The sequence below is a fragment of the Kitasatospora xanthocidica genome, assembly GCF_014656195.1.
Lineage (GTDB): Bacteria > Actinomycetota > Actinomycetes > Streptomycetales > Streptomycetaceae > Kitasatospora > Kitasatospora xanthocidica.
This window is the reverse complement of record NZ_BNBY01000005.1, coordinates 376,488-401,829: the sequence shown is the minus strand read 5'-3', so window position 1 is coordinate 401,829 and position 25,342 is coordinate 376,488. Positions and strand designations below refer to the sequence as shown.

Annotated in this window: 14 protein-coding genes; 8 read left to right on the top strand and 6 right to left on the bottom strand. The window is 72.6% G+C overall.

Annotation, left to right across the window (positions count from 1 at the left end; all coding sequences use genetic code 11):
- The first annotated feature begins 104 nt into the window (after positions 1-104).
- Positions 105-965 (top strand): hypothetical protein, encoded by an 861-nt coding sequence (locus IE332_RS12105; protein WP_189915783.1) that lies wholly within the window; start codon positions 105-107, stop codon positions 963-965.
- A gap of 292 nt (positions 966-1,257) precedes the next feature.
- Here the strand turns inward: IE332_RS12105 and IE332_RS12100 are convergent, their stop codons facing one another.
- The 4 genes from IE332_RS12100 to IE332_RS12085 all read right to left on the bottom strand — a co-directional run bounded on the left by IE332_RS12100 (position 1,258) and on the right by IE332_RS12085 (position 6,201).
- The gene (locus tag IE332_RS12100) at positions 1,258-1,803 is read right to left on the bottom strand and encodes an ATP-binding protein (protein ID WP_229928533.1); all 546 of its coding nucleotides are present in this window, start codon (positions 1,801-1,803) and stop codon (positions 1,258-1,260) included.
- 139 nt (positions 1,804-1,942) lie between these two features.
- The gene (locus IE332_RS12095; RefSeq protein ID WP_229928532.1) at positions 1,943-3,193 is read right to left on the bottom strand and encodes a L,D-transpeptidase; all 1,251 of its coding nucleotides are present in this window, start codon (positions 3,191-3,193) and stop codon (positions 1,943-1,945) included.
- Positions 3,194-3,428: 235 nt separating this feature from the next.
- Positions 3,429-4,706 carry a L,D-transpeptidase gene (locus tag IE332_RS12090; protein ID WP_229928531.1) on the bottom strand — a complete coding sequence of 426 codons (1,278 nt, stop codon included), beginning with the start codon at positions 4,704-4,706 and terminating at the stop codon, positions 3,429-3,431.
- A 262-nt stretch (positions 4,707-4,968) separates the two neighbouring features.
- Positions 4,969-6,201, bottom strand: a complete 1,233-nt coding sequence (locus IE332_RS12085; protein ID WP_189915781.1) for a L,D-transpeptidase — start codon at positions 6,199-6,201, stop codon at positions 4,969-4,971.
- A gap of 213 nt (positions 6,202-6,414) precedes the next feature.
- Between IE332_RS12085 and glgX the strand changes: the two genes are divergently transcribed.
- The 3 genes from glgX to IE332_RS12070 all read left to right on the top strand — a co-directional run bounded on the left by glgX (position 6,415) and on the right by IE332_RS12070 (position 12,577).
- Positions 6,415-8,667, top strand: a complete 2,253-nt coding sequence (gene glgX, locus IE332_RS12080) for a glycogen debranching protein GlgX (protein WP_189915780.1) — start codon at positions 6,415-6,417, stop codon at positions 8,665-8,667.
- Between the two features lie 167 nt (positions 8,668-8,834).
- Entirely contained in the window at positions 8,835-10,688 is a 1,854-nt protein-coding gene (locus tag IE332_RS12075; protein ID WP_189915779.1) for an ABC transporter ATP-binding protein, read from the top strand.
- Complete coding sequence (locus tag IE332_RS12070; RefSeq protein WP_189915778.1) at positions 10,685-12,577, top strand: ABC transporter ATP-binding protein; 1,893 nt, start codon at positions 10,685-10,687, stop codon at positions 12,575-12,577. Before IE332_RS12075 ends, IE332_RS12070 begins: the two co-directional genes overlap by 4 nt.
- An 86-nt stretch (positions 12,578-12,663) precedes the next feature.
- On the opposite strand, the gene IE332_RS12065 is transcribed toward IE332_RS12070, so the two are convergent.
- Positions 12,664-13,563: a hypothetical protein gene (locus IE332_RS12065; RefSeq protein WP_189915777.1), complete on the bottom strand. Its 900-nt coding sequence runs from the start codon at positions 13,561-13,563 to the stop codon at positions 12,664-12,666.
- 86 nt (positions 13,564-13,649) lie between these two features.
- Positions 13,650-16,331 (bottom strand): alpha-glucan family phosphorylase, encoded by a 2,682-nt coding sequence (gene glgP / locus IE332_RS12060; RefSeq protein ID WP_189915776.1) that lies wholly within the window; start codon positions 16,329-16,331, stop codon positions 13,650-13,652.
- Between the two features lie 1,118 nt (positions 16,332-17,449).
- Between glgP and IE332_RS12055 the strand changes: the two genes are divergently transcribed.
- The 4 genes from IE332_RS12055 (at position 17,450) to glgB (ending at position 25,313) form a co-directional block, all read left to right on the top strand.
- Complete coding sequence (locus tag IE332_RS12055) at positions 17,450-19,405, top strand: alpha-1,4-glucan--maltose-1-phosphate maltosyltransferase (RefSeq protein WP_189915864.1); 1,956 nt, start codon at positions 17,450-17,452, stop codon at positions 19,403-19,405.
- Complete coding sequence (treS, locus tag IE332_RS12050) at positions 19,402-21,126, top strand: maltose alpha-D-glucosyltransferase (protein ID WP_189915775.1); 1,725 nt, start codon at positions 19,402-19,404, stop codon at positions 21,124-21,126. Before IE332_RS12055 ends, treS begins: the two co-directional genes overlap by 4 nt.
- A gap of 242 nt (positions 21,127-21,368) precedes the next feature.
- Complete coding sequence (locus tag IE332_RS12045) at positions 21,369-22,859, top strand: maltokinase N-terminal cap-like domain-containing protein (RefSeq protein ID WP_189915774.1); 1,491 nt, start codon at positions 21,369-21,371, stop codon at positions 22,857-22,859.
- Positions 22,860-22,928: 69 nt separating this feature from the next.
- Positions 22,929-25,313 carry a 1,4-alpha-glucan branching protein GlgB gene (gene glgB / locus IE332_RS12040; protein WP_229928529.1) on the top strand — a complete coding sequence of 795 codons (2,385 nt, stop codon included), beginning with the start codon at positions 22,929-22,931 and terminating at the stop codon, positions 25,311-25,313.
- Positions 25,314-25,342: the final 29 nt, after the last annotated feature.

The window sequence follows — 25,342 nt, the reverse complement described above, 5'->3', positions numbered from 1 at the left end:
GACCAACGAAACAACCCCCGACCGGTGCTACCAACACCGAACGGGGGTCTGACCACCCCGATCGAAAGAGACTCGATCCTGTGGCTACCCACGACTCTACCGCCATGGCCACCCCCGGGTACGGCAAGCAGTCCGCCCCAGAGCAACGTCCCCGCTCCGCGAGCGACTTCACCCACCTCCCGGCGAGGGAGGCCTATCTCGCCTCGCTCATCGACCGTCTCCCCGACGGCGCCGCCATGGACGTCAAAACGCTCGCCGTCCTGCAGCCCCACTACGGCCAGATGGCCTGCCGCACGGTGCTCAACAACCTCTCCGCCGCAGGTCACCTGCGTCGCGTCCGGGAGCGCCTCAACTCCAAGGACTGCCGCTGGGTGTTCCGTACCTACTTCTCCCGGACGCCCCGCAGTGACGCCTGGTGGAACCACTTCCTCGCCACCGGTGAGACGTCAACAGAGAACGCGCCCGATCCCCCCAAGGAGCGAACGCTCAACCGGACCTCCCCCGCCTCGGCCGCCTACGCCGCCCTCGCCGGCCTCGGCCTCGCGGACGCCCGGCTGGCCCTCTCCGCCGCCGACTGCGCCGACCTCGAACCGCTTGCCGCCGAATGGCTGGCCCGGGGCGCCACCCCCGCCCTCTTCACCGCCGCGCTCACGGCGGGCCTGCCGACACCGGTCCACAGCCCGGTGGCCCTCACCCGCCGCCGTCTGATCGACAAGCTGCCCCCGGAACGCCCCGCACCGGCCGCCCAGGCCGCCCAGCCCGTCCGCGTCCCCGAGTGCACCGACTGCCGCACCCCGTGCCGCCCCCAGGCCCTCCTCGGCGGGCTCTGCCGCGCCTGCCGCTCTCCTGGTGGCGTCAGCCGGGCCGCACCGCCCGTTCGCCACCTCTCGCCCGCGGCCGTCCGCCGCCATGCCGCTCGGGTCCGCCAAGCGATGAGCGCGGGGAGCACAGCACCGCGATCATGAATATTCACAGGCAGCAGCGTTAACCTATGCAAAATCCAAAGGTGAACTAGGTTACAAACCTTGGATTCCCAGTCGCCCGGTTTGCCCACATGCTGAGATCCGTGCGATAGTCAAGGCATCGAACTTCGGCGGGCCCGACCTGGCACTGCCGACGCCCATCGCAGCGGCACGCACCCCCTTGGCCGCCGCGATGACTTGCAGGGGCCCCCTCCGCCGGACCACGGCGCATCCGGGGGCCCTGCGTGTTTTCCGGGCCGGACGGGCCGGACGCGGGCCGGACGACCCAGCCGGCTCAGTGCCGCTCGCGCACCTTGAGCTCGAACCAGACGCCCTTGCCCCGCGGCAGCAGGTCCGCGCCCCAGCGGTCGGAGAGGTCGTCGACGATCTTCAGCCCCCGCCCGCGCTCGTTCACCGGCCTGGGCTCGGCGAGGATCATGCAGGGCAGCGCCCGGGAGGAGTCCCGGACCTCGATCCGCAGCCAGCCCGGCTTGCGGCTGACGTGCAGGCCGATGGTGCGCCCCGCCGCGTGCCGTACCGCGTTGGACACCAGCTCGCTGGTGAGTAACTCCCCGGCCTCCAGGTACTGGTGGAGGTCCCAGGACTCCAGGACGGACAGCACCAGCCGCCGGGCCACCGGGCCGGACTCCGGCCGGGACGGCAGCCGGACCTCACTCGGCGAGGACTGGTCGCACAGCCTGCCCGAATACATCTCCTCCAGCTCCTCGGAGCTGAGCCGCTCCAGCGCCGAGAGCGCCCCCTGGACGTCGATCCAGGACGCCTCGGCGACCGTGCCGGCCCCGGGAACTGATGACTGATCTGCTTCGCCCCAACCCGCCATGCGGACCATCATTGCGGAACGCAAGCAGCCGCGTACGGACAATGAGCAAACGATCTCCCCCGAGTCGGCATATGCCGGATGCAAGGAGGGGGTCGCCCCGGGCCGACCTCCGTCAAGCCCGAGTTGACCCCCGGCCGTCCTACCAGGCGCTCCACGGGAGGGTCCAGCCGCTCAGCCCGTTCGAGGGGTCGAGCTTCTCCTTCTTGATGGAGTTCTTGACGATCACGACGTCCCCGACGATCGAACTGTCGTAGAACTTGCCCATCGAGGTGCCGGCGCCGCCGCCCTCGACGTCCTTGAGGCCGACGCAGCCGTGGCTGACGTTGTCGCCGCCGAAGATGCTGTTCCTGGCCCACCAGTTGCCGTGCACGTACGTGCCCGAGGTGGTGAGCCGCATCGAGTGCGGCACCTGGAGGTCGTAGGGCGCGCCGGTCATGCCGGGCAGGGTGCTGGACTGCATCCGCACCGTGCCCTCCTTGGACATGACGGTCATGGTGCCGTTCCAGGTGGGGTGGTCGTCCGAGCCGGAGGTGATGTCGATCTCGGAGCTCTGGCCGTCCCCGCTCACGACGGTCATCTTGTGCGTGGCGGCGTCAACCGTCGAGACCTGGGATCGCCCGATCGTGAAGGGCTCGTCCCGGTCCGAGCCGCCGTAGACGCCCGGAGCGATCTCCACGCTCTTCAGCCGGTAGTGCACGTTCACCTTGGTGCCCGGCTTCCAGTAGCCCTCGGGACGGAAGTCCACCCGGCGGTCGCCGAACCAGTGGCCCTTCACCACGGTGCCGTTGTCGGTCTCGAAGGTGATGCCCTTGGCGACCGCTTCCTTGTTCTTGACGTCCTTGGTGAACTCCACCGAGACGATCATGCCGACGCCGTACGTCGCGTTGTCGTCGACGTTGTCGGAGGCCTTGGCCTGGGCCTCCGGCGTCAGCGTGGTGAAGCTGCTGTCCGCCTCGGTGACCGCGCCGTCGGCGTCCGCCGCCATCGCGCTGACCTGGTAGGCGGTGCCCACCGAGAGGCCGGCCGTCGGCGTCCAGGAGGAGCCGTCGGCGGCGATGGTGCCGGGCACCTCCTTGCCGGTCTTGTCGCTCACCTTGACGGTGGTGAGCTTGCCGCCCGTCGCCCCGACCTTGAGCGCGCTCGGCGCCACGTCCACCGCGCCGGTCTTGGGCTCGATGTTCACCACGGCCTGCGACACCTTCGGCGCCGCGCTGGTGGGCGCCGCCGCCGACTGGGAGCCGGCCGGCGGCTGGGAGGTGGCCGCGCCGGCCCCCAGGTCGGCCTTGGCCGCGCTGCCGCCGCCCCCGCCGTCACCGCCACCGCAGGCGGCCGTCAGCACCATCGCTCCGCCGACCAGGCCGGCGGCCACCACTCTGCGTATCGACCTCACGTCGATTCCCTCCCTCTGAACTCCCCGGACTCCCCGTGGACCCGCGACGGACCTGCGAAGGACCGTCTGCGGACCTGACCGGGTATACGCGCCCGGCCACCGGAAAGGTTGCGCCATACGAGGGGCTCCATGCCCCGGAAACCCGAGCGGTCCGACCCCATCGGGTGAGGATCGGACCGCTCGGAGAGAACTCACCGGAGTGCCCGGACCAGCCGGGCCGACCTCCGGACAGGGCCTACCAGCTCGCCCAGTCCACGTTCCAGCCGCCGAGCCCGTTGGAGGGCGAGACGGTCTTCTCCTTGGAGTTCACGATCTTGATCGGGTCGCCGACCATCGAGTCGTTGAAGAACTTGCCCGCCACCGAGGTGTCGCTACCGCCCTTCACGTCCTGCATCGAGATGCAGCCGTGGCTGGCGTTGCTCTTGCCGAACGGGTTCGCCCAGTAGTTGCCGTGCACGAAGGTGCCGGAGGTGGTCAGCCGCATCGCGTGCGGCACGTCCTGGATGTCGTACTCGCCGCCGAGACCGACGGTCTGCGAGTTCATCCGGGTGACCTTCTCCTTGGACATGACCACCATGGTCCCGCCCCAGGACGGCGTGGCGTCCGCGCCCAGGGTGACCGGCACGGTGGTGCTCTGGCCGCCCCGCTCGATGGTCATCTGGTGCGACTTGGCGTCCGCGGTGGCGACCTGCGAGCGGCCGATGGTGAAGGGCTCGTCCTTCTCCACGTCGCCGTAGATGCCCGGGGCGACCTCGACGTTCTTCAGCCGGTACTTGATGGTCACCTTGGTGTCCGGCGCCCAGTACTGCTCCGGGCGGAAGTCCACCCGCTTGTCGCCGAACCAGTGGCCCTTCACGACGGTGTTGTTGCTGGTCTCGAAGGTGATGCCCTTGAGGACGGCGTCCTTGTTCTTGACCGCCTTGTTGAACTCCACCGAGACGATCATGCCGACGCCGTAGGTGGCGCCGTCGCTGATGTTGTCGTTGGTGGAGATCTTCTTGTCCGGCGTCAGGGTGGTGAACGAGGTGGTGGACGCGGCCACCAGGCCCTCGGCGTCCTTGGCCTGCGCGTTCACCTTGTACGCCATGCCGACGGTGAGCGCCGCCGCGGGCTTCCAGCCGGCACCGTCCGGGGTGATCGCACCCGTGACCGGCTTGCCGTCCTTGTCGGTCACCTCGACCGTGGTGAGCTTGCCGTTGGAGACGGAGACCGCCAGTCCGGTCGGCTGGACGTCCTGGGCACCGTCCTTCGGCTCGACGGCGATCACCGCGGCCGAGGGCTTCGGCGTCCCCGAACCGCCCGAACCACCCGCGCCGCCCGCACCGCCCGCGTCCGCCGAGGCCGGCGCGCTGGCCGCGTTGCCCCCGTCGGAGCCACCGGAGCCACCGCCCTTGTCGTCGTTGCAGGCCGCGGTGAGCAGCAGTACCCCACCCATGACCAGCGCCAACGCCCCCCTGCGCCCGTAGCGGCTGGTGGTGCGTATCGCGGCTCCGGCCGTCTTACCCGTCTTCACGGTTTCTCCCCTCCCGGTATCCACTCTGTTGACGCGCTGAGTGCCCCCGGGAGTTGCACCGGGCGCCGATCTTCCGCGGCCGGGCTGTGGACGCGTCGGAGCAGGATAACTGGGCCGTTCGAGTGACTTCACAGGGGAGTCGAACGGAACCGGGTGAAGCCGGGGTGAACCGGGCGTGAAGGCCGGGCAGAGGGCCGCGGCAGGGGGCCCGCGGCCGGGGCGGCGCGCCCGCGGCTCAGCGCAGCGCGCTCCCCTGCTCAGCTCAGCGCAGCGCGCTCCCGGCCACCCACTGCTCCCAGGGCAGGTTCCAGCCGTTCAGCCCGTTCTGCGGCGGCACGAAGTCCCCGGACGAGGCCTTCACCTCCACCACGTCCCCCGGGACGGTGTGCTCGAACAGCCAGCCCGCCGGGGAGTCCTTGCTCGCCCCGCCCTTGACGTCGGCCAGGCCGACGCAGCCGTGGCTGGTGTTGGCCGTGCCGAACACCCGCGGATCCGCCCAGTAGTTGCCGTGCAGGAAGGTGCCGGAGGTGGTCAGCCGCATCGCGTGCGGGACGTCCTTGATGTCGTACTCGTCGCCCATCCCGACGGTCTGCGAGTTCATCCTGGTCTCCCGGTACTTCTCCGACACCACCATCACCCCCCGGTAGGTGGAGTGGTCGCGGCTGCCGCCGGAGACCTTGAGCACCCGGACCACCTTGCCGCCCTGCCCCGCCCGGACGGTCAGGGTGTGCGCGTCCAGGTCCACGGTGGAGACCTGCGCCCGGCCGACGGTGAAGTGCAGGTCCCGGCTCTGGGTGCCGAACTCGCCCGGCGCGCCCTGCACGTCCTTCAGCCGCAGCGCCACCGTGACCTTGGTGCCGGCCGTCCAGTACTGCTGCGGCCGGAAGTCCAGCCGCTGGTTGCCGAACCAGTGCGCGGCCACCGGCACCGGCGGGTCCGCGGCGACCTGGACGGCCCGCTCCACCGCCGCCCGGTCCGCGATCGGACGGCTGAAGCGCAGCGACACGGGCATGCCGACGCCGACCGTCGAACCGTCCTCCGGGGTGAAGAAGGCGACGAAGGTGTGCGCCCGGGCCATGGTCGAGAACGCCGAGTGCTGGGCCGCCTTCTGGCCGGCGTCGTCCTCGGCCACCGCGTCCAGGGTGAACGCCGTGCCCAGCGGCAGCGGGCCGTCGGGCGCCCACCCGGCGCCGTCCGCGGCGATCGTGCCGGGCACCTCGGTGCCCTTGGCGTCCGCCAGCCGGACCGACACCAGCCGGCCCTGCGCCGCGCTCACCCGCACCACGCCCTCCGGCTGGACGTCCTGCGCGCCGTCGGCCGGCTGCGCGGTCACCACCGCCCGGGACGGCGCCGGCGGCGCGGCCGGCGCCCCGGACCCGACCGCGTCCCCGTCCGGGGCCGCCGGGGAGCCACCGCCGGCGCACCCCGTGAGGACCGCCAGACAGCAGGCCACCGCCGCCGCGCCCCGCGCCCACACCCGTCCTCGGCGCCGCATCCCGGGGCCTCCCACTGTTCGCGTCCGACGCCCGGAACAACGACCGCCGTCGACGGGGGGACACGCGCGCCGGCCCCGGAATCCCGTCATCCACGGGCGCCCCCCTGCCCGCCATCCGCCGGTAAGCCCCCGTTCAGCGGCTTCCGATCTGCGCAATCCGGGAAAGAGGAAGTGAACGGGGTCCGGGACACCCCGTCCAGGGAGGGTGCGGCCATGGCGTCAGGGCAGGAGCTGGAAGCCGGGGTACGGCCGGGCGTCGGTCCGCGCCCCGCCGAACGAACGCGCCCCGCCGAGCACCCCGCCGAACCACCGCGGCCCGGCAGCTGGCAGCCGCTCGGCGCCCGCTTCCGCGCCGGCCAACCCGGCGACCAGGGCACCAACTTCGCGCTCTGGGCGGCCGGCGCCGAGGCCGTCGACCTGTGCCTCTTCGACGAGGACGGCCGGGAGAGCCGGCACCGGCTCACCGAGCAGGACTTCCAGGTCTGGCACGGCTTCCTCCCCGGTGTGCGCCCCGGCGCCCGCTACGGCTTCCGGGTGCACGGCCGCTGGGACCCGTGGACGGGCGCCCGCTGGAACCCCGCCAAGCTGCTGCTGGACCCGTACGCCCGCGCCGTCGACGGCTGTTACACCTCCCACGACGCGGCCTGCGCCGCCGTCCGCAACTGGCCGGAGGCGGACGTCGCCGACACCGTCCGGGACAACCGCGACTCCGCCCCCTACGTGCCCAGAGCGGTGGTCGTCCACGACGACGACGACTGGTACGACGACCACCGCCCGAAGACCCCGTGGGCCGAGACGGTGCTCTACGAGCTGCACGTGCGCGGCTTCACCATGCGCCACCCCGACGTGCCGCCCCGGCTGCGCGGCACCTACGCCGGCCTCGCCCACCCCGCCGCCCTCGCCCACCTCACCGGCCTCGGCGTGACCGCCGTCGAGCTGCTGCCGGTCCACCAGCACGCCAGCGAGGACCACCTGCAGGCCCGCGGCCTGGTCAACTACTGGGGCTACAACACGGTCGGCTACTTCGCCCCGCACGCCGGCTACTCGGCGTCCGGCTCGCGCGGCGGCCAGGTCGGCGAGTTCAAGCGGATGGTCCGCGCCCTGCACGCCGCCGGGATCGAGGTGATCCTGGACGTGGTGTTCAACCACACCGCCGAGGGCGCCGAACTGGGCCCGATGCTGTCCCTGCGCGGCATCGACAACGCCGGCTACTACCGGCTCCCGCCGAACCGGCCGCGCGGCTACGCCGACTACACCGGCTGCGGCAACACCCTGGACACCCGCCGCCCGCAGGTGATCCGGCTGATCACCGACTCGCTGCGCTACTGGGTCGCCGAGATGGGCGTGGACGGCTTCCGCTTCGACCTCGCCGCGGCGCTCGCCCGCGGCGGCGGGGCCGGCGGCGACGGCGTCGACATGGAGCACCCCTTCCTCGCGGCCGTCGCCCAGGACCCGCTGCTCAGCCGGGTGAAGCTGATCGCCGAGCCCTGGGACGTCGGCCCGGGCGGCTACCAGGTGGGCGGCTTCCCCCCGCTGTGGGCCGAGTGGAACGACAGGTACCGCGACACCGTGCGGGACTTCTGGCGCGGCGCCCGTCCGGACGTCCGCGAGCTCGGCTACCGCCTCTCCGGCTCCTCCGACCTCTACCAGCGCGGCGGCCGCCGCCCGTACGCCTCGGTCAACTACGTGACCGCGCACGACGGTTTCACCCTCCGCGACCTGGTCTCCTACGACCGCAAGCACAACGGGGCGAACGGCGAGGCCGACCGGGACGGCACCGAGGACAACCGGTCCTGGAACCACGGCGTCGAGGGCGAGACGGCGGACCCGGAGGTGAACGCCCTGCGGCTGCGCCAGCTGCGCAACCTGACGGCCACCCTGCTGCTCTCGGCCGGCGTCCCGATGCTGACGGCCGGGGACGAGCTGGGCCGCACCCAGGGCGGCAACAACAACGCCTACTGCCAGGACAACGAGATCAGCTGGCTGGACTGGTCGCTGCTGGCGGAGCCCGGCTGGCGGGAACTGTGCGAGCTGACCGCCCGGCTGGTCCGGTTGCGCCGCTCCCACCCGGTGCTGCGGCAGCGGGCGTTCTTCTCGGGGCGGGCCGCCACGCCCGGCGGCCAGCCCGACCTGGCCTGGTTCACCCCGCTGGGCAAGGAGATGACGGAGGCCGACTGGTTCGCGCCGACCTCCTGCCTCGGGATGCTGCTGTCCGGCAGCGCGATGTCCGAACGGGACGACGCCGGGCGGCCGTTGCGGGACGACAGCTTCCTGCTGCTGCTCAACGCGGGCCACCTGGCCACGTCGTTCACCCTGCCCGGCGAGCCCTGGGCCGCACCGGAGGCGCCGTACGAGACGGTGGTCGACACGGCCGCCGCGGGCACGGGCGAGCCGTTCCCGCACGGCACCGTGGTGCTGGGCGGGCGCTCGCTGCACCTGCTGCGCGCACCCGCCCCCAACCCCTGAGGGCTCGCAAGAGGCGCCCGGCGCACTCCTCCCTGCACGAACCGCTGCGCACGCCCCGCCGTTCACCTCCGCACCGCCCGTCCGGGTGGCCGGTTCTCGCCGGGCCCCGCCGACAGGGGCGAAAAACCGGATGAGAAGTGACGGCTTCTCTGCCTACCCTCACCGCGATGGCCGAGAACCGACATGACACCGACAACCCGCCCACCGACGGGACCGAAAAGACCGACGAGACCGCCGGACCCGGCGCAGCCGCCGCACCGCGCCGCTCCACGGTCCGCTCCCTGCTGCGCCTGTGGCCGTACGCGCGCGCCGTCCGCGGCCGGCTGACCGTCTCGGTGACGGCCGCCACCCTCGGCATGCTGAGCACACTCGCCGTCCCGGTGATCCTCGGCCGGATCGTGGACGGCCCGCTCGCCACCCGCGACCTGGCCGCCCTCTGGCCGCTGGTCGGCCTGCTGCTGCTGGTGGGCCTGCTGGAGGCCGGTCTGTTCTACACCCGCCGGGTGGTGCTGGCCCGCCCGCTGGCCGGGCTGGAGACGGCGATGCGCGGCGACCTCTTCGCCAAGCTGCAGCGGCTCCCGGTCTCCTTCCACGACCGGTGGGGCTCCGGCCAGCTGCTCTCCCGGGCCACCGCCGACATGTACACCATGCGGCTGTTCCTGGCCTTCCCACTGGTCTTCCTGATCGTCAACTCGGTGATGTTCCTGGCCGGCACGGCGGTGATGTTCACCCAGGACTGGCGGCTCGCGCTGATCGCCCTGGCGCCCGTCGTCCCGCTGTTCGTGCTCACCCGGAGCTTCGAGCACGGCTACTCCGGCGCCTCCCGCCGCGCCCAGGACCAGAACGGCGACCTCGCCACCGTGGTCGAGGAGTCCGTGCTCGGCATCCGGATCCTCAAGGCCTTCGGCCGCCACCGCTCGATGGCCGAGCGCTTCCGCGCCCAGTCCCACGAGCTGCGCCGCACCGAGCTGCACAAGGCCCACCTGCTCGCCAACCTGTGGGCCGTCATCGTCGGCCTGCCGGAGATCGTCCTGGCCTGCGCCCTCGCCGTCGGCGCCTACCTGGTCGCCCACGACGAGCTGAGCGCCGGCTCCCTGGTCGCCTTCCTGTCCACCGCGCTCGCGCTGCGCTGGCCGGTCGAGTCGCTCGGCTGGCTGCTCGCCTACGCCAACGAGGCCGCCACCGCCACCGACCGCTTCTTCGAGGTGCTGGACGAGCCGGACACCCCGGACCCGGGCACCGCCACCGGGCTCGCCGCCCCGGACGGCATCCGCTTCACCGGCGTCCGCTTCCGCTACCCCGACGCCCCCGCGGACAGCCCCGACCTGCTGTCCGGCATCGACCTGCACGTCCGCAGCGGCGAGACGATGGCCCTGGTCGGCGCCACCGGCAGCGGCAAGACCACGCTCACCGCGCTGCTCCCCCGGCTGTACGAGGCCACCGCCGGCACCATCACGCTGGACGGCCGGGACATCCGCGACCTGCCCCGGCAGCGGCTGCGCGAGACCGTCGCGGTCGCCTTCGAGGAGCCCACCCTGTTCTCCGCCACCGTCCGGGAGAACGTCCTGATGGGCGCCCCGGGCGCGGGCGACGAGCAGCTGCGCTCCGCCCTCGCCACCGCCCAGGCGGACTTCGTGGCGAGGCTCCCCGAGGGCCCGGACACCGAGGTCGGCGAGCAGGGCCTGAGCCTGTCCGGCGGCCAGCGCCAGCGCCTCGCCCTGGCCCGCGCGGTGGTCGGCGACCCGGCCTTCCTGGTGCTGGACGACCCGCTCTCCGCCCTGGACGTGCACACCGAGGCCCTGGTCGAACGGGCGCTGCGCGAGGTCCTCGGCACCACCACCGCCCTGGTGGTCGCCCACCGCCCCAGCACCGTGCTGCTCGCCGACCGGGTCGCGGTGCTGGCGGACGGCCGGATCGAGGCCGTCGGCACCCACCAGGAGCTGCTGCGCGACTGCCCGCACTACCGCGAACTGATGTCCGGCGAGGCCGCCCTCGCGCCCGAAGGAAGTGCAGCCCCGTGACCACCACCGCCGAACCCGCGAAGGCCGCGGACAACGGACCCGCCGAACCCGCCGTACCCGTCACCGCCGTCGGGCCCGCCGGCAGCGAGCCGCCCCCGCCGCCGGCCGACGAGGAGGACATCCCCGTCCCGCCCGGCGCGCCCCGGGCGCTGCTGCGCTCGCTGCTCGGCCCGCACCGCGCCCGGATCGCCGTCGCGATGCTGGTGATCCTGGTCCAGCAGGCCGCGATGCAGGCCGGCCCGCTGCTGGTCGCGGTCGCGATGGACCGCGCCATCCCGGCGCTGCGCGACCACGACTCCGGCCCGCTGATCGCCGTCACCGCCGGGTACCTGTTCTGCGCCCTGCTCAGCCCGGTGCTGCAGTGGGTGTTCATCAAGGTCAGTGCCCGGGTCAACCAGGACATCCTGCTGGAGCTGCGCGGCCGGATCTTCCGGCACGCCCAGCGGCTGAGCCTGGACTTCCACGAGCGCTACACCTCGGGCCGGATCATCTCCCGGGCCACCAGCGACATCGACGCGCTGCGCGAGCTGCTCTCCGAGGGCCTCCAGGAGCTGCTGACGGTCTTCCTGTCGGTCTGCTACATCTCGGTGCTGCTGCTGGTGCTGGACTGGCGGCTCGGCCTGGTCTCGCTGGTGTCCGTGGTGCCGCTGGCGCTGATCGCCCGCTCCTTCCGCAGCCGCTCGCGCCGGGTCTACCGCCGCTCCCGCACCTCGGCCGCCTCGCTGATCGTCCGGTTCACCGAGACCATGAACGGCATCCGCCCGGTGCAGGCCTTCCGCCGCGAGAAGGCCAACGACGAGGCCTTCGCCGTGGTCAACCGGCAGTCCGCCACCGCGACCGCGGACGGCCTGCTGGAGATCGCCCGCTACGTCGGCCTCTCCCGGGTCACCGCCAACCTGTGGATCACCGGCGTGGTGCTGCTCGGCGCCTACCTGGTCGTCGAGGACTCGCTGGAGCTGGGCGTGCTCACCGCCTTCACGCTCTACCTGCGCCGGCTCTACGACCCGGTCGACCAGCTGGCGATGTTCCTGAACAGCTACCAGTCGGCCGCCGCCGCCCTGGAGAAGATCGCCGGCCTGCTCGCCCACGAGCCGACGGTCGCCGAACCGGCCGAGCCCAAGGAGCTGCCGGCTCTGGGGGACACCACCGTCAAGGGCCGGGAAGTCGCCTTCGAGGGCACCCGCTTCGCCTACCGCACCGGCAAGGAGGTGCTGCCGCCCTTCGACCTGCGCATCCCGGCCGGGCAGACGGTCGCGGTGGTCGGCGCCACCGGCGCGGGCAAGTCGACGGTCGCCAAGCTGCTGGCCCGCTTCTACGACCCGACCGACGGCCGGATCCGGCTGGACGGCGTGGACCTGCGCGAGCTGGCCACCCCCGAGCTGCGCCGCGGGGTGGTGATGGTGACCCAGGAGTCCTTCCTGTTCTCCGGCACCGTCGCCGAGAACATCGCGATCGGCCGCCCCGGCGCCACCCGCGAGGAGGTCGAGCAGGCCGCCCGCGACATCGGCGCGTACGAGTTCGTCGCCGCGCTGCCGGACGGCTTCGACACCGACGTGCGCAAGCGCGGCGGCCGGATCTCCGCCGGGCAGCGCCAGCTGGTGGCCTTCGCCCGCGCCCTGCTGGCCGACCCGGCGGTGCTGATCCTGGACGAGGCGACCAGTTCCCTGGACGTCCCGGGCGAGCAGGCCGTCCAGCGGGCGATGCGCACGGTGCTGGCCGGCCGCACGGCGGTGATCATCGCGCACCGGCTCTCCACCGTGGAGATCGCCGACCGCGTCCTGGTGATGGACCAGGGCCGGATCGTGGAGGACGGCTCCCCGCAGGAGCTGATCGACGGCTCCGGCCGCTTCGCCGACCTCCACCGGGCCTGGCGGGACAGCCTGGTCTAGGTCCTGGTCCTGTTTCACCCCCCATGAATGTGCCCGGTCCGGGTGCGCCGTTACGCACCCGGGCCGGGCCTACCCGGCAGAGCCGTTCAGGTCACCGTCACCGCGAAGTCGGCGTGGTGGTCGGGCGAGGGGTTCGGGTCCTCCTGCCCGGACACGTCCAGCGTCCCGCCGGTGAGCACCTGCCCGGCGACCGCCGCCGGGTCGATCACCACGGACGGGAAGACGTAGATCGTGTTGTGGTAGCGCGGCCCCTCCGAGAAGTGGCAGGCCAGCGTCCGCGGCCCGGTCGCCGTGCAGCCGATCGGCGTGGTGCCGGTCAGCGTGGTCCGCTCCGGCACGGTGATCAGGAAGTCGACCGGGTGCCGCGAGTACGACGGGCCGTTGTTGTACACCCACAGCGGCAGCTCGATGGTGGCTCCGGGCTTGCCCTCCAGGTCACCCGGCTGCGGCACCGGCTTGCCGCCGACGATCGCGGACGAGGCCCCGACCGTGAAGTGCGCCTTGGTGTCGCCGGTGACGAGGCTGTAGGGCGTGGTGTGGCCGGACTGGTCCGGGTCACCCGCGTAGAAGGCCTGGACGTCGCCGCTGATGGTCTCGCCCGAGTAGGTGATCGGCGCGACGTACAGCGCGAGCCGCTCGACGGAGGTCGCCCCCGGCGCCAGACCGGCCGGGATCAGGTAGGAGCTGCCGGTGCCGAAGTAGGTCAGGTCGACCGGCGGGTCGGCCGACTGCACCACACCCGGCGCCGGGAAGTGCACGACCACCTGGGTGGTGTCGCCGGTCGCCGCCGGGCCGTTGTTGGTGACCCGGACCTCCAGCGTCCCGGTCTCACCCGGGACCACCGGGCCCTCCGGCGGGCAGAGTTCGACGGAGAGCGCGGCGGCCGGCGGCGGCGCCGCGAGCGGGGTGGTGGCGGCCTGGGCCGGCCACGCGACGAGGACTGCGGAGAGCGCGGCGAGGACGGCCGCGCGGACGGTTCGCATCATGACCATCACGCTCCCCCCGGGCGACACGGGCGGCAAGCGGATGACTGCCGTCCGTGGTCGACGTACGGCAGTCATCCGGCGCGGCGTCAGCGCAGCAGCCCCGCGTCCATCCCGGCCGACTCGGCCGGCAGCGCGACCAGTCCCAGCTCGGCCGGGGAGGCCAGCCGCGGGTGCGCGGGCAGCACCCGGACGGTGTAGCCGAACGGGCCGGTCCGGCACAGCTCCAGCGAGCCCTCGTAGCGGGTGCGCCCGTCCAGGTCGGGCCCGCCGACCGGCTTGAGGGCGAGCAGGCAGGCGTCCGAGATGCCGTCCGACTCGTCCACCCGGCCGGAGACGACCTGGACCTCGACGTCGTCCGGCTCCAGCGCGCCGAGCGCGACCTGCACCCGCAGCGCCAGCGAGCTGCCCAGCTCCTGGGCCTCGGCCGGGCAGTCCGCCTCGACGTGCTCGACCCGGACGGCCGGCCAGGCCTCCCGGACCTTCGCCTTCCAGCCCGCCAGCTCCCGCGCGGGTGCGTAGTGCTCGCCCGCCAGCTCCCGCTGGGCCAGCGCCGCCGGGGCGTACAGCCGTTCGACGTACTCGCGGACCATCCGCCCGGCGAGCACCTTGGGCCCGAGGGTGACCAGGGTGTGCCGGACCATGGCGATCCACTGCTGCGGCAGCCCGTCCGCGTCCCGGTCGTAGAACCGGGCGGCGACCTGGTCCTCGATCAGGTCGTAGAGCGCGGCGGACTCGATGTCGTCGCGCCGTTCGGCCTCGCCGCTGTCCGGGTCGAGCACGCCGTCGCGCTCGTCGGCGGTGGGGATCGCCCAGCCGTTGCGGCCGTCGTACCACTCGTCCCACCAGCCGTCCAGGACGGACAGGTTGAGGCAGCCGTTGAGCGCGGCCTTCATCCCGGAGGTGCCGCAGGCCTCCAGCGGGCGCAGCGGGTTGTTGAGCCAGACGTCGCAGCCCGGGTAGAGGTGCTGGGCCATCGCCATGTCGTAGTCGGGCAGGAAGACGATCCGGTGCCGGACGGCCGGGTCGTCGGCGAAGGCGACCATCTGCCGGATCAGCCGCTTGCCGCCGTCGTCGGCCGGGTGGGCCTTGCCCGCGACCACGATCTGCACCGGCCGGGTGGGGTGGAGCAGCAGGGACCGCAGCCGGTCCTGGTCGCGGAGCATCAGGGTGAGCCGCTTGTACGAGGGCACCCGGCGGGCGAAGCCGATGGTGAGCACGTCCGGGTCGAGCACCGAGGAGACCCAGCCGAGTTCGGCCTGGCCGGCCCCGCGCTGGCGCCAGGAGGCGCGCAGCCGACGGCGGGCCTCCTCCACCAGCTGGGCGCGCAGGGTGCGGCGCAGCTCCCAGACCTCGCTGTTGCCGATCGACTCCAGGCCGGTCCAGCGGGTGGCCTCGCCGGTGGTCATCGCCTCCTCGGCGCGCTCGGCGCCGATCTCGGCGGCGCCGAGCCGGACGACCGCCGGGTCGATCCAGGTGGCGGCGTGGACGCCGTTGGTGACCGAGGTGATCGGCACCTCGGCGGGGTCGAAGCCGGGCCAGAGGCCGTTGAACATCGAGCGGCTGACCTCGCCGTGCAGGGTGGAGACCCCGTTGGCGCGCTGGGCCAGCCGCAGGCCCATGGCGGCCATGTTGAACAGCTTCGGGTCCCCGCCGGGCCAGGTCTCGGCACCGAGCGCGAGCACCTGGTCGACCGGGACGCCGGGCAGCGCGGCCTCGCCGCCGAAGTGGCGGGCGACCAGCTCGCGGTCGAAGCGGTCGATGCCGGCCGGGACGGGCGTGTGGGTGGTGAAGAGCGTGCCGGCCCGGACGGACTCCAGGGCGGCGGCGAAGTCCAGGGCGGCGGTGTCCGGGTCGGCCGGGCCCGCGGCGACCAGCTCGCGGATCCGTTCGACGCCGAGGAAGCCGGCGTGGCCCTCGTTGGTGTGGAAAACCTCGGGCGCGGGGTGCCCGGTGAGCCGGCAGTAGGCGCGCACCGCCCGGACGCCGCCGATGCCTAGCAGCATCTCCTGCAGCAGCCGGTGCTCGCTGCCGCCGCCGTACAGCCGGTCGGTGACGTCGCGTTCGGCGGGCGAGTTGGCCTCGATGTCGGAGTCGAGCAGCAGCAGCGGCACCCGGCCGACCTGGGCCTTCCAGATCCGGGCGGCCAGGGTGCGTCCGCCGGGCAGCGCGAGGTCGACCCGGCAGGGGGTGCCGTCGGCCTCCCGCAGCGGGCTGACCGCGAGCTCGTCCGGGTCGAGCAGCGGGTAGCGCTCCTGCTGCCAGCCGTCCCGGTCGAGGGACTGCCGGAAGTAGCCGTGCCGGTAGAAGAGCCCGACGCCGATGACCGGGACGCCGAGGTCGCTGGCGGCCTTGAGGTGGTCGCCGGCCAGGATGCCGAGCCCGCCGGAGTACTGGGGCAGCGCGGCGGCGATGCCGTACTCGGGCGAGAAGTAGGCGACGGCGGCCGGCAGCGCGCCGGCCTCGGTCTCCTGCCGGGTCTGGTACCAGCGCGGTCCGCTCAGGTAGTCGCGCAGGTCGTCGGCGAGGTCGCCGAGTCTGCGCAGGAACCGCCGGTCGGCGGCGAGCGCGGCGAGCCGGGCGGCCGGGACCTCCCCGAGCAGCCGCACCGGGTCCTCGCCGGTCGCGGCCCAGACCTCCGGGTCCACGGACCGGAACAGGTCCCTGGTCTCGGGGTGCCAGGACCAGCGCAGGTTGAGGGCCAGCTCGTGCAACGGCTGGAGTTGTTCGGGCAGGACGGTGCGGACGGTGAATCTGCGGATTGCCTTCACGGCGTGAAGCGTAGCCTCGGCGGTCGGTCCGACAGTGCGTCATGTGGGCTATTGGGCATCCGTTCGGCCTATTGATGAGATCGCATTCGGCGCATTGGTCTGCACAGGGGGCGCGCGCGGCGCACATTTCGGGGGCCCGCGCTACCAATACGTGAACTCCGCGGTACGGATCCATTTCCGATGGCGCACCCGCTCGGGAGAAGACTCGAAACTCCTGTCGTACCGCTGCAAAAACCGCGCCGCCGGTGCGAGGATGACCGAAGGTCGTTGATGCTGTGGGGAGTGCGGCGACGGGTGGCGTCCCCCTCGAAGCAGCACGTCCGAATCCTTTTCGCGTTGGCCGTTCCCGTTCTCCTTAGCCCATTCGGCGCTCACCGCGCACCGGCGCGTGTCCTCGGGCCCGGCCCGCTCGTTCACGGGTGGACCGGACCGCCCGGGGGGCGTGCCCCCGGAGGCGTGCGCCGGGACGCGCACGGGCTCCAGGGCGTCCCGCCGCCGACTCGGCGGGCGCCGGGCAGGTTGCCGGGGACAGCGACGCGGGCAGGCTCCGGTCGCACGTCCTCCCCACCCAGCAGTCCTCCCGGTACTCCCTGGCCCGACCCCGGCCCGCGGGAGCTGCCGTCGATCTCGGGCAGGAGTTTGGCATGCACGGCGACACGCGGGACCAGTCCACACCGGTGGCCGAAACGCTCGACCCAGCGGTCGCGGAATCCGCCGGACGGATGGATTCTGACACTCGGACAGATCCGGCGATGCCCGCGCCCCGGGCGTCCGGGGCGGTCCGTGCCGGATCCTCCGAAGCCCGGCCCTCCGCGGCGCCCCGACACCCCGGGGCCGAGGAGGACGGGACCGCGGCACCCCGCGGGCGCGCCACCAGCACGCGCCGCACCACCGCCCCGGCCACCACCCCGAAGGCCGGCACCGGGGCCGACCCCGCGCCGCGCCGGACGGCCGCCGCGAAGAAGGCGGCCGCCCCGAAGGCGTCCGCCGCGAAGGGCGGCGCCGGGACCGCCACCGGTCCGTCCACCAGGCCTGCTGCCAAGACCACCAAGACCACTGCCAAGAGCACCGCCAAGACCACTGCCAAGACCGCCGCCCGCAAGACAGAGAGCGACACCGTGATCGGCCGCATCCCCGTCCTGGACGTCAGCCCGCTCGTCGACGGCGGCCGCCGCCCGGCCAAGGCCGTCGTCGGCGAGACCTTCCTGGTCACCGCGACCGTCTTCCGCGAGGGCCACGACGCCGTCAACGCCAACGTGGTGCTGCGCGACCCGCGCGGCCGCGGCGGCCCGTGGACCCCGATGCGCGAGCTCGCCGAGGGCACCGACCGCTGGGGCGCGTACGTCACCCCGACCGCGCCCGGCCGCTGGTCGTACCTGGTGGAGGCGTGGAGCGACCCGATCGCCACCTGGCGCAGGACCGCCTCGGTGAAGCTGCCCGCCGGGATCGACACCGCGCTGGTCCTGGAGGAGGGCGCCCGGCTGTTCGAGCAGGCCGCGGCCGGCGTGCCGAAGAAGGAGGGCCGCGCCGACGTGCTGGCCGCCGCCGACGCGCTGCGCGACCCGGCCATGCCGCCGCTGTCCCGGCTGGCCGCCGCCCTCGCCCCCGAGGTGCTGGAGCTGCTGACCCGGTACCCGCTGCGCGAGCTGCTCAGCGCCTCCCGCCCGCTGCCGCTGCAGGTGGACCGCGAGCGCGCGCTGTTCGGCTCCTGGTACGAGTTCTTCCCGCGCTCGGAGGGCGCCGTGGTGGACCCGGCCGGTGTCGAGCCGCCGCGCCCGGGCACCCTGCGCACCGCCGCCGAGCGGCTGCCGGCGGTCGCCGCGATGGGCTTCGACGTGGTCTACCTGCCGCCGGTCCACCCGATCGGCCGAGCCTTCCGCAAGGGCCCGGACAACACCCTGACGGCCGGTCCGCACGACGTCGGCTCGCCCTGGGCGATCGGCTCCCCCGAGGGCGGCCACGACGCGGTCCACCCCGACCTCGGCACCATCGAGGACTTCGACCACTTCGTCACCGAGGCCCGGGACCTGCACCTGGAGGTGGCGCTCGACTTCGCCCTCCAGTGCTCCCCCGACCACCCCTGGGTGAACAAGCACCCGGAATGGTTCAGCCACCGCGCGGACGGCACCATCGCCTACGCCGAGAACCCGCCGAAGAAGTACCAGGACATCTTTCCGATCAACTTCGACCAGGACATGGACGGAATCGTCAAGGAAACCATCCGGATCCTGCGCTTCTGGATGTCCCACGGCGTGCGGATCTTCCGGGTCGACAACCCGCACACCAAACCGGTGGTGTTCTGGGAGAAGGTGCTCGGCGACATCGCCCGCACCGACCCGGATGTCGTGTTCCTGGCGGAGGCCTTCACCCGCCCGGCGATGATGCACACCCTGGCGAAGATCGGTTTCCACCAGTCGTACACGTACTTCACCTGGCGCACCACCAAGCCGGAACTCACCGAGTACCTCACCGAACTCACCGGTGACACGGCCGCCTACATGCGCCCCAACTTCTTCGCCAACACCCCGGACATCCTGCACGAGTACCTCCAGCAGGGCGGCCGCGCCGCCTTCGCCGTCCGCGCCGTGCTCGCCGCCACCCTCTCCCCCAGCTACGGCGTCTACGCCGGGTACGAGCTGTACGAGAACGAGCCGGCCCACCCGGGCTCCGAGGAGTACCTGCACTCGGAGAAGTACGAGCTGCGCCCCCGCGACTGGGCCCGCACCGACACCCTCGCCCCGCTGCTGACCGTGCTGAACCGGCTGCGCCGGCGCCACCCCGCCCTGCAGCAGCTGCGCGACCTGCGCTTCCACCCCACCGACAACGACCGGGTGCTCGCCTACTCCAAGACCGCGACCACCCCCGAGGGGCTCACCGACCAGGTCATCACCGTCGTGAACCTCGACCCGCACCACGTCCAGGAGGCCACCGTCACCCTCGAGGGCGACGGCCCGTTCGCGGTGCACGACGAGCTCACCGGCGCCGTCTACACCTGGGGCCGGCACAACTACGTCCGGCTCGATCCCTCAGCCGAGCCGGCTCACCTCCTCACGGTTCGGAGGAACCCAGCGTGACAGTGAACGAGCCCGTCCCCGACACCTTCCCCGAGACCTCGAAGAAGAACCTGGACCCCGAGTGGTTCAAGCGTGCGGTGTTCTACGAGGTGCTGGTGCGGTCCTTCCAGGACAGCAACGGCGACGGGGTCGGGGACCTCAAGGGGCTCACGGCCAAGCTCGACTACCTCCAGTGGCTCGGGATCGACTGCCTCTGGCTGCCCCCGTTCTTCGCCTCGCCGCTGCGCGACGGCGGGTACGACGTGTCCGACTACACCTCGGTGCTGCCGGAGTTCGGCGACCTCGCCGACTTCATGGAGTTCACCGACGCCGCGCACGCCCGGGGCATGCGGGTGATCATCGACTTCGTCATGAACCACACCAGCGACCAGCACCCGTGGTTCCAGGCCTCCCGGGCGGACCCGGACGGGCCGTACGGCGACTTCTACATGTGGGCCGACGACGACAAGCAGTACCCGGACGCCCGGATCATCTTCGTCGACACCGAGACCTCCAACTGGACCTACGACCCCGTCCGCAAGCAGTACTACTGGCACCGCTTCTTCTCGCACCAGCCCGACCTCAACTACGACAACCCCCGGGTCCAGGACGAGATGATCGCCGGGCTGCGGTTCTGGCTCGACCTCGGCATCGACGGCTTCCGGCTGGACGCGGTGCCGTACCTCTTCGCCCGCGAGGGCACCAACTGCGAGAACCTGCCCGAGACCCACGAGTTCCTCCAGCGGGTCCGCAAGGAGATCGACGCCGACTACCCCGACACCGTGCTGCTCGCCGAGGCCAACCAGTGGCCGGAGGACGTCGTCGACTACTTCGGCGACTTCACCTCGGGCGGCGACGAGTGCCACATGGCGTTCCACTTCCCGGTGATGCCGCGGATCTTCATGGCGGTGCGCCGCGAGTCCCGCTACCCGGTCTCCGAGATCCTCGCCAAGACCCCGCAGATCCCCAACGGCTGCCAGTGGGGCATCTTCCTGCGCAACCACGACGAGCTGACCCTGGAAATGGTCACCGACGAGGAGCGCGACTACATGTACGCGGAGTACGCCAAGGACCCCCGGATGCGCGCCAACGTGGGCATCCGCCGCCGGCTCGCCCCGCTGCTGGAGAACGACCGCAACCAGATCGAGCTGTTCACCGCCCTGCTGTTCTCCCTGCCCGGCTCGCCGGTGCTCTACTACGGGGACGAGATCGGCATGGGCGACAACATCTGGCTCGGCGACCGGGACGGCGTGCGCACGCCGATGCAGTGGACCCCGGACCGCAACGCGGGTTTCTCCTCCGCCGACCCGGGCAGGCTCAGTCTGCCGCCCATCATGGACCCGGTGTACGGCTACCAGGTGACCAACGTCGAGGCGCAGCAGAGCAGTTCGAGTTCGCTGCTGCACTGGACGCGTCGCATGATCGAGATCCGCAAGCTCAATCCGGCGTTCGGCCTCGGCAGCTACACCGAACTGCCGTCCAGCAACCCCGCCGTCCTGGCCTTCGTGCGCGAGTACGAGGGGGACCTGGTCATGTGCGTGAACAACTTCTCGCGGTTCGCGCAGCCGACCGAGCTGGACCTGCGGCAGTACGGCGGGCGGTACCCGGTCGAACTGATCGGCGGGGTGCGCTTCCCGTCGATCGGCGAGTGGCCCTACCTGCTCACCCTCGCCGGACACGGCTTCTACTGGTTCCAGCTCCGGCAGCCCCCGCGCCTGAGCGGGACCAGGCGATCGAAGTAACGATCCGCCGCACGCGCCACGACAGCACCACCAGACCCTCCGGGGGCGCCAGTTGGACCACAGCGCCCCCGGAGTTCTCTGCACCACCGCGTACGGAGAACAGCCCAACGGCCACCCACACGAAGGCGTGACACCCGAGCCGTGCTCGCGTGCCGCGACCGCCGCGCCGCCGAAATCCGGAAGACTGACGGACCCGGCCACGACCCGTCGGGCCGTCCGCGCGCTTCCGGGGAAAGGGAGTCATGTCCGAAACCTCCCGTTCTCAAGCCCATGTGCAGCACGACGCCCAGGCCGGCCCCACCGTGCCGACCGGCGCGCGGGGCTCCGGGGCCCGGAGAACCGCCCTGGGGGTCAGCGAGCTCATCCAGGCGGCGCTGCCGCTGATCGCCGCGTGGCTGCCCACCCAGCGCTGGTACGCCGGGAAGGGACGGCCCATCACCGGCCTCACCCCGGTGGTCGGCACCCCGCTGCAGGTCGGCGACCCGGCCCTGCTGCACCTGCTGCTGCGGGTCGAGCACGCCACCACGGCCGGCGCCCCGCACGGCGACATCTACCAGCTGCTGCTCGGCATCCGCTCCCAGGGCCCCGGCGACATCGGACCCGGCGCGGTGCTCGGCCGGCTCAGCCAGGGCCCGTACGACGGCGCGACCCTGTACGACGCGGTGCACGACCCCGAACTCACCGGACGGCTGCTCGAACACCTGGCCACCGGCGACCGCTTCGGCTCGCTCTCCTTCCGCCGCACCCCCGGCTCCGGGCTGCCCGCCAACCTCCCCGGCCGCGCCTCCACCGCCGAGCAGTCCAACAGCTCGGTCATCTACGGCACCTCCTACATCCTCAAGCTGTTCCGCCGCATCCACCCCGGCACCAACCCCGACCTCGAACTCTCGCTCGCCCTCTCCCGGGCCGGCTCCACCCGGATCCCCCGGGTCGCCGCCTGGTTCGAGAGCCGGATGGAACGCGCCGAACCCGCCACCCTCGGCCTGCTCCAGCGCTACCTGCCGGACGCCGAGGACGGCTGGGAACTCGCTCTCGACCAGGTCGGCCGGCTCAAGGGCGACCGCTCCCCCGGCAACTTCGCCATCGAAGCGCACCGGCTCGGCCGGGCCACCGCCGAGGTGCACCGGGTACTGGCCCGCTCGATGCCGGTCGCCCGGCTCGACCGCACCCAGACCGGACGGCTCGCCACCACCATGGCCGACCGGCTGGACAGCGCCGTCGCCGCCGTCCCCGGACTGCTCCGCTTCCGGTCCGCCCTGCGCACCGCCTTCCAACAGCTCGCCGACGCCCACCCGGACGGCCTCCCGGTCCAGCGCATCCACGGCGACCTGCACCTCGGGCAGGCCATGCGGACCCCGCACGGATGGGTGCTGCTGGACTTCGAGGGCGAGCCGGCCAAATCGGTCAACGAGCGCCGGGAACCGCAGCCCGCCCTGCGCGACGTCGCCGCGATGCTCCGCTCCTTCGACTACGCGGCCGCCCACCTGCTGGCCGGCGGCCCGGTCGACCCGGAACTGGCCCACCTCGCCGCCGCCTGGGCCCAGCGCAACCGCACCGCCTTCTGCGCCGGCTACACCGCCGGAGGCGGCGCCGACCCGGCCGCCTCGCCGGAGCTGATGAGGGCACTGGAGATCGACAAGGCGGTCTACGAGGTGGTCTACGAGGCCCGGCACCGGCCGAGCTGGCTGCCGATCCCGCTGGCCGCGATCAACCGGCTCGCCCTCTCCGTCTGATCCCGCCCCGCCCCGCCCGTCCGCCCGTCCGCCACGAGTTCGCCCATCCCGCCGCAGGAGGACCACGCCGTGACGCCGCTCGACCCGACCGGCCGCCCCACCCGACCCGTCCCGGCCACCTTCCTGGCCGGGTCCTCCGCACCCCGAGCCGAACGGCCCGACCACCTGGAGGCGAGCGAGCGAGTCACCACCCCGCCCCGAGCCGAACGGCCCGAACGGCTGGAAGCGGGTGAGGAAGTCGCACCTCCCGTCACAGCCCTCCGCCTGCCCGAGGCGCCGCTGCCGCCGTCCGAGGTGGACCGGCTGGTGAGCGGGCAGCACCACGACCCGCACGGGGTGCTCGGCGCGCACCCGGTGCACGGCGGCACGGCGATCCGGGTGCTGCGCCCGTTCGCCGAGCGGGTGGTCGTCGAGACCGCCCACGGCCCGGCCGAACTCACCCACCAGCAGAGCGGGTTGTTCACCGGCCTGGTGGCCGGCGACGAACCGTCCGACTACACCCTGCTGGTGACCTACGCCGACGGCCGGCCGCTGCGCCAGCGGGACGGCTACCGCACCCCGCCCACCCTCGGCGAACTCGACCTGCACCTGATCTCCGAGGGCCGGCACGAGCAGCTGTGGCAGGCGCTCGGCTCGCACGTGCGCACCGTCGACGGCGTGGCCGGCACCGCGTTCGCCGTCTGGGCGCCGAACGCCGTCGGAGTCCGGCTGATCGGCGACTTCAACCACTGGAACGGCACCGGGCACCCGATGCGCTCGCTCGGCTCCTCCGGGATCTGGGAGCTGTTCGTCCCCGGCCTGGCCGAGGGCACCACGTACAAGTACGAGGTGCACACCCGGCAGGGCTGGGTGCTCGACAAGGCCGACCCGCTGGCCCGGGCCGCCCAGTGCCCGCCCGGCACCGCCTCGGTGGTCACCTCCTCCGACTACCGGTGGCAGGACGACGAGTGGATGGCCCGCCGGGCCCGCACCCCGCACCACCGGGCGCCGATGTCGGTCTACGAGCTGCACCTGCCCTCCTGGCGCCCCGACCTCACCACCTACCGCGCCATCGCCGAGGAACTGCCGCACTACCTCAAGGAGTTGAACTTCACCCACGTGGAGTTCATGCCGGTGATGGAGCACCCCTTCGGCGGCTCCTGGGGCTACCAGGTGTCCGGCTACTACGCCCCCACCGCCCGGCTGGGCGGCCCGGACGACTTCCGGCACCTGGTGGACACCCTGCACCGGCACGGCATCGGCGTGATCGTCGACTGGGTGCCCGCGCACTTCCCCAAGGACGACTTCGCGCTCGCCCGCTTCGACGGCGAGCCGCTGTACGAGCCCGCCGACCCGCTGCGCGCCGAGCACCCCGACTGGGGGACGCTGGAGTTCGACTACGGCCGCAAGGAGGTGCGCAACTTCCTGGTGGCCAACGCGGTCTACTGGTGCGAGGAGTTCCACATCGACGGCCTGCGGGTGGACGCCGTCGCCTCGATGCTCTACCTGGACTACTCCCGCGAGGGCGGCGCCTGGACGCCCAACCAGCACGGCGGCCGGGAGAACCTGGACGCGGCCGCCTTCCTGCAGGAGATGAACGCCACCGTCTACCGGCGCTGCCCGGGCGTGATCACCATCGCCGAGGAGTCCACCGCCTGGGACGGCGTCACCCGCCCCACCGACGCCGGCGGCCTCGGCTTCGGGCTGAAGTGGAACATGGGCTGGATGCACGACTCGCTGGTCTACATGTCCAAGGAGCCGGTGCACCGCAAGTACCACCACAACGAGATCACCTTCTCGATGGTGTACGCCTACTCCGAGAACTACGTCCTGCCGATCTCGCACGACGAGGTCGTCCACGGCAAGCAGGCCCTGGTCTCCAAGATGCCCGGCGACTGGTGGCAGCAGCGCGCCAACCACCGCGCCTACCTGGGCTTCATGTGGTCCCACCCGGGCAAGCAACTGCTCTACATGGGCCAGGAGTTCGCCCAGGGCGCGGAGTGGGACCACGAGCAGGGCCCGCAGTGGTGGGTGCTCGACGAGCAGTGGCCGGCCCACCAGGACCACCTGGGAGTGCGCCGGCTGGTCCGCGACCTCAACCGGCGCTACCTCGACACCCCGGCCCTGTGGGAGCTGGACACCACCCCGGACGGCTTCCGGTGGCTCGACGGCGGCGCGGCCGAGGACAACCTGCTCTCCTTCGTCCGCTACGCGGCCGACGGCACCCCGCTGGTCGCGGTCTGCAACTTCTCCCCGGTCGTCCGCCACGGCCGCCGGGTCGGCCTGCCCCGCCTGGCCGGCCGCGACCAGCTGTGGGAGGAACTGCTGAACACCGACGCCGAGGAGTACGGCGGCGGCGGCATCGGCAACTCGCACCCGGTCAAGGCCGACCCGGTGGAGTGGGACGGCCAGCCCCGCTCGGCCGAACTGATCCTCCCCCCGCTCGCCACCCTCTGGCTCCGCCCGGCCCGCTGAGGACCCCGAGTGCCCGCCCGCCGCCACGG

What these genes read in the sequence shown, in the direction of transcription:
- glgX (WP_189915780.1), top strand. Translation starts at nt 6,415, where the DNA reads ATGGCGTCAGGGCAGGAGCTGGAAGCCGGGGTACGGCCGGGCGTCGGT.
- IE332_RS12105 (WP_189915783.1), top strand. Translation starts at nt 105, where the DNA reads ATGGCCACCCCCGGGTACGGCAAGCAGTCCGCCCCAGAGCAACGTCCC.
- IE332_RS12045 (WP_189915774.1), top strand. Translation starts at nt 21,369, where the DNA reads ATGTCCGAAACCTCCCGTTCTCAAGCCCATGTGCAGCACGACGCCCAG.
- IE332_RS12075 (WP_189915779.1), top strand. Translation starts at nt 8,835, where the DNA reads ATGGCCGAGAACCGACATGACACCGACAACCCGCCCACCGACGGGACC.
- IE332_RS12065 (WP_189915777.1), bottom strand. Translation starts at nt 13,563, where the DNA reads ATGATGCGAACCGTCCGCGCGGCCGTCCTCGCCGCGCTCTCCGCAGTC.
- IE332_RS12085 (WP_189915781.1), bottom strand. Translation starts at nt 6,201, where the DNA reads ATGCGGCGCCGAGGACGGGTGTGGGCGCGGGGCGCGGCGGCGGTGGCC.
- IE332_RS12100 (WP_229928533.1), bottom strand. Translation starts at nt 1,803, where the DNA reads ATGGCGGGTTGGGGCGAAGCAGATCAGTCATCAGTTCCCGGGGCCGGC.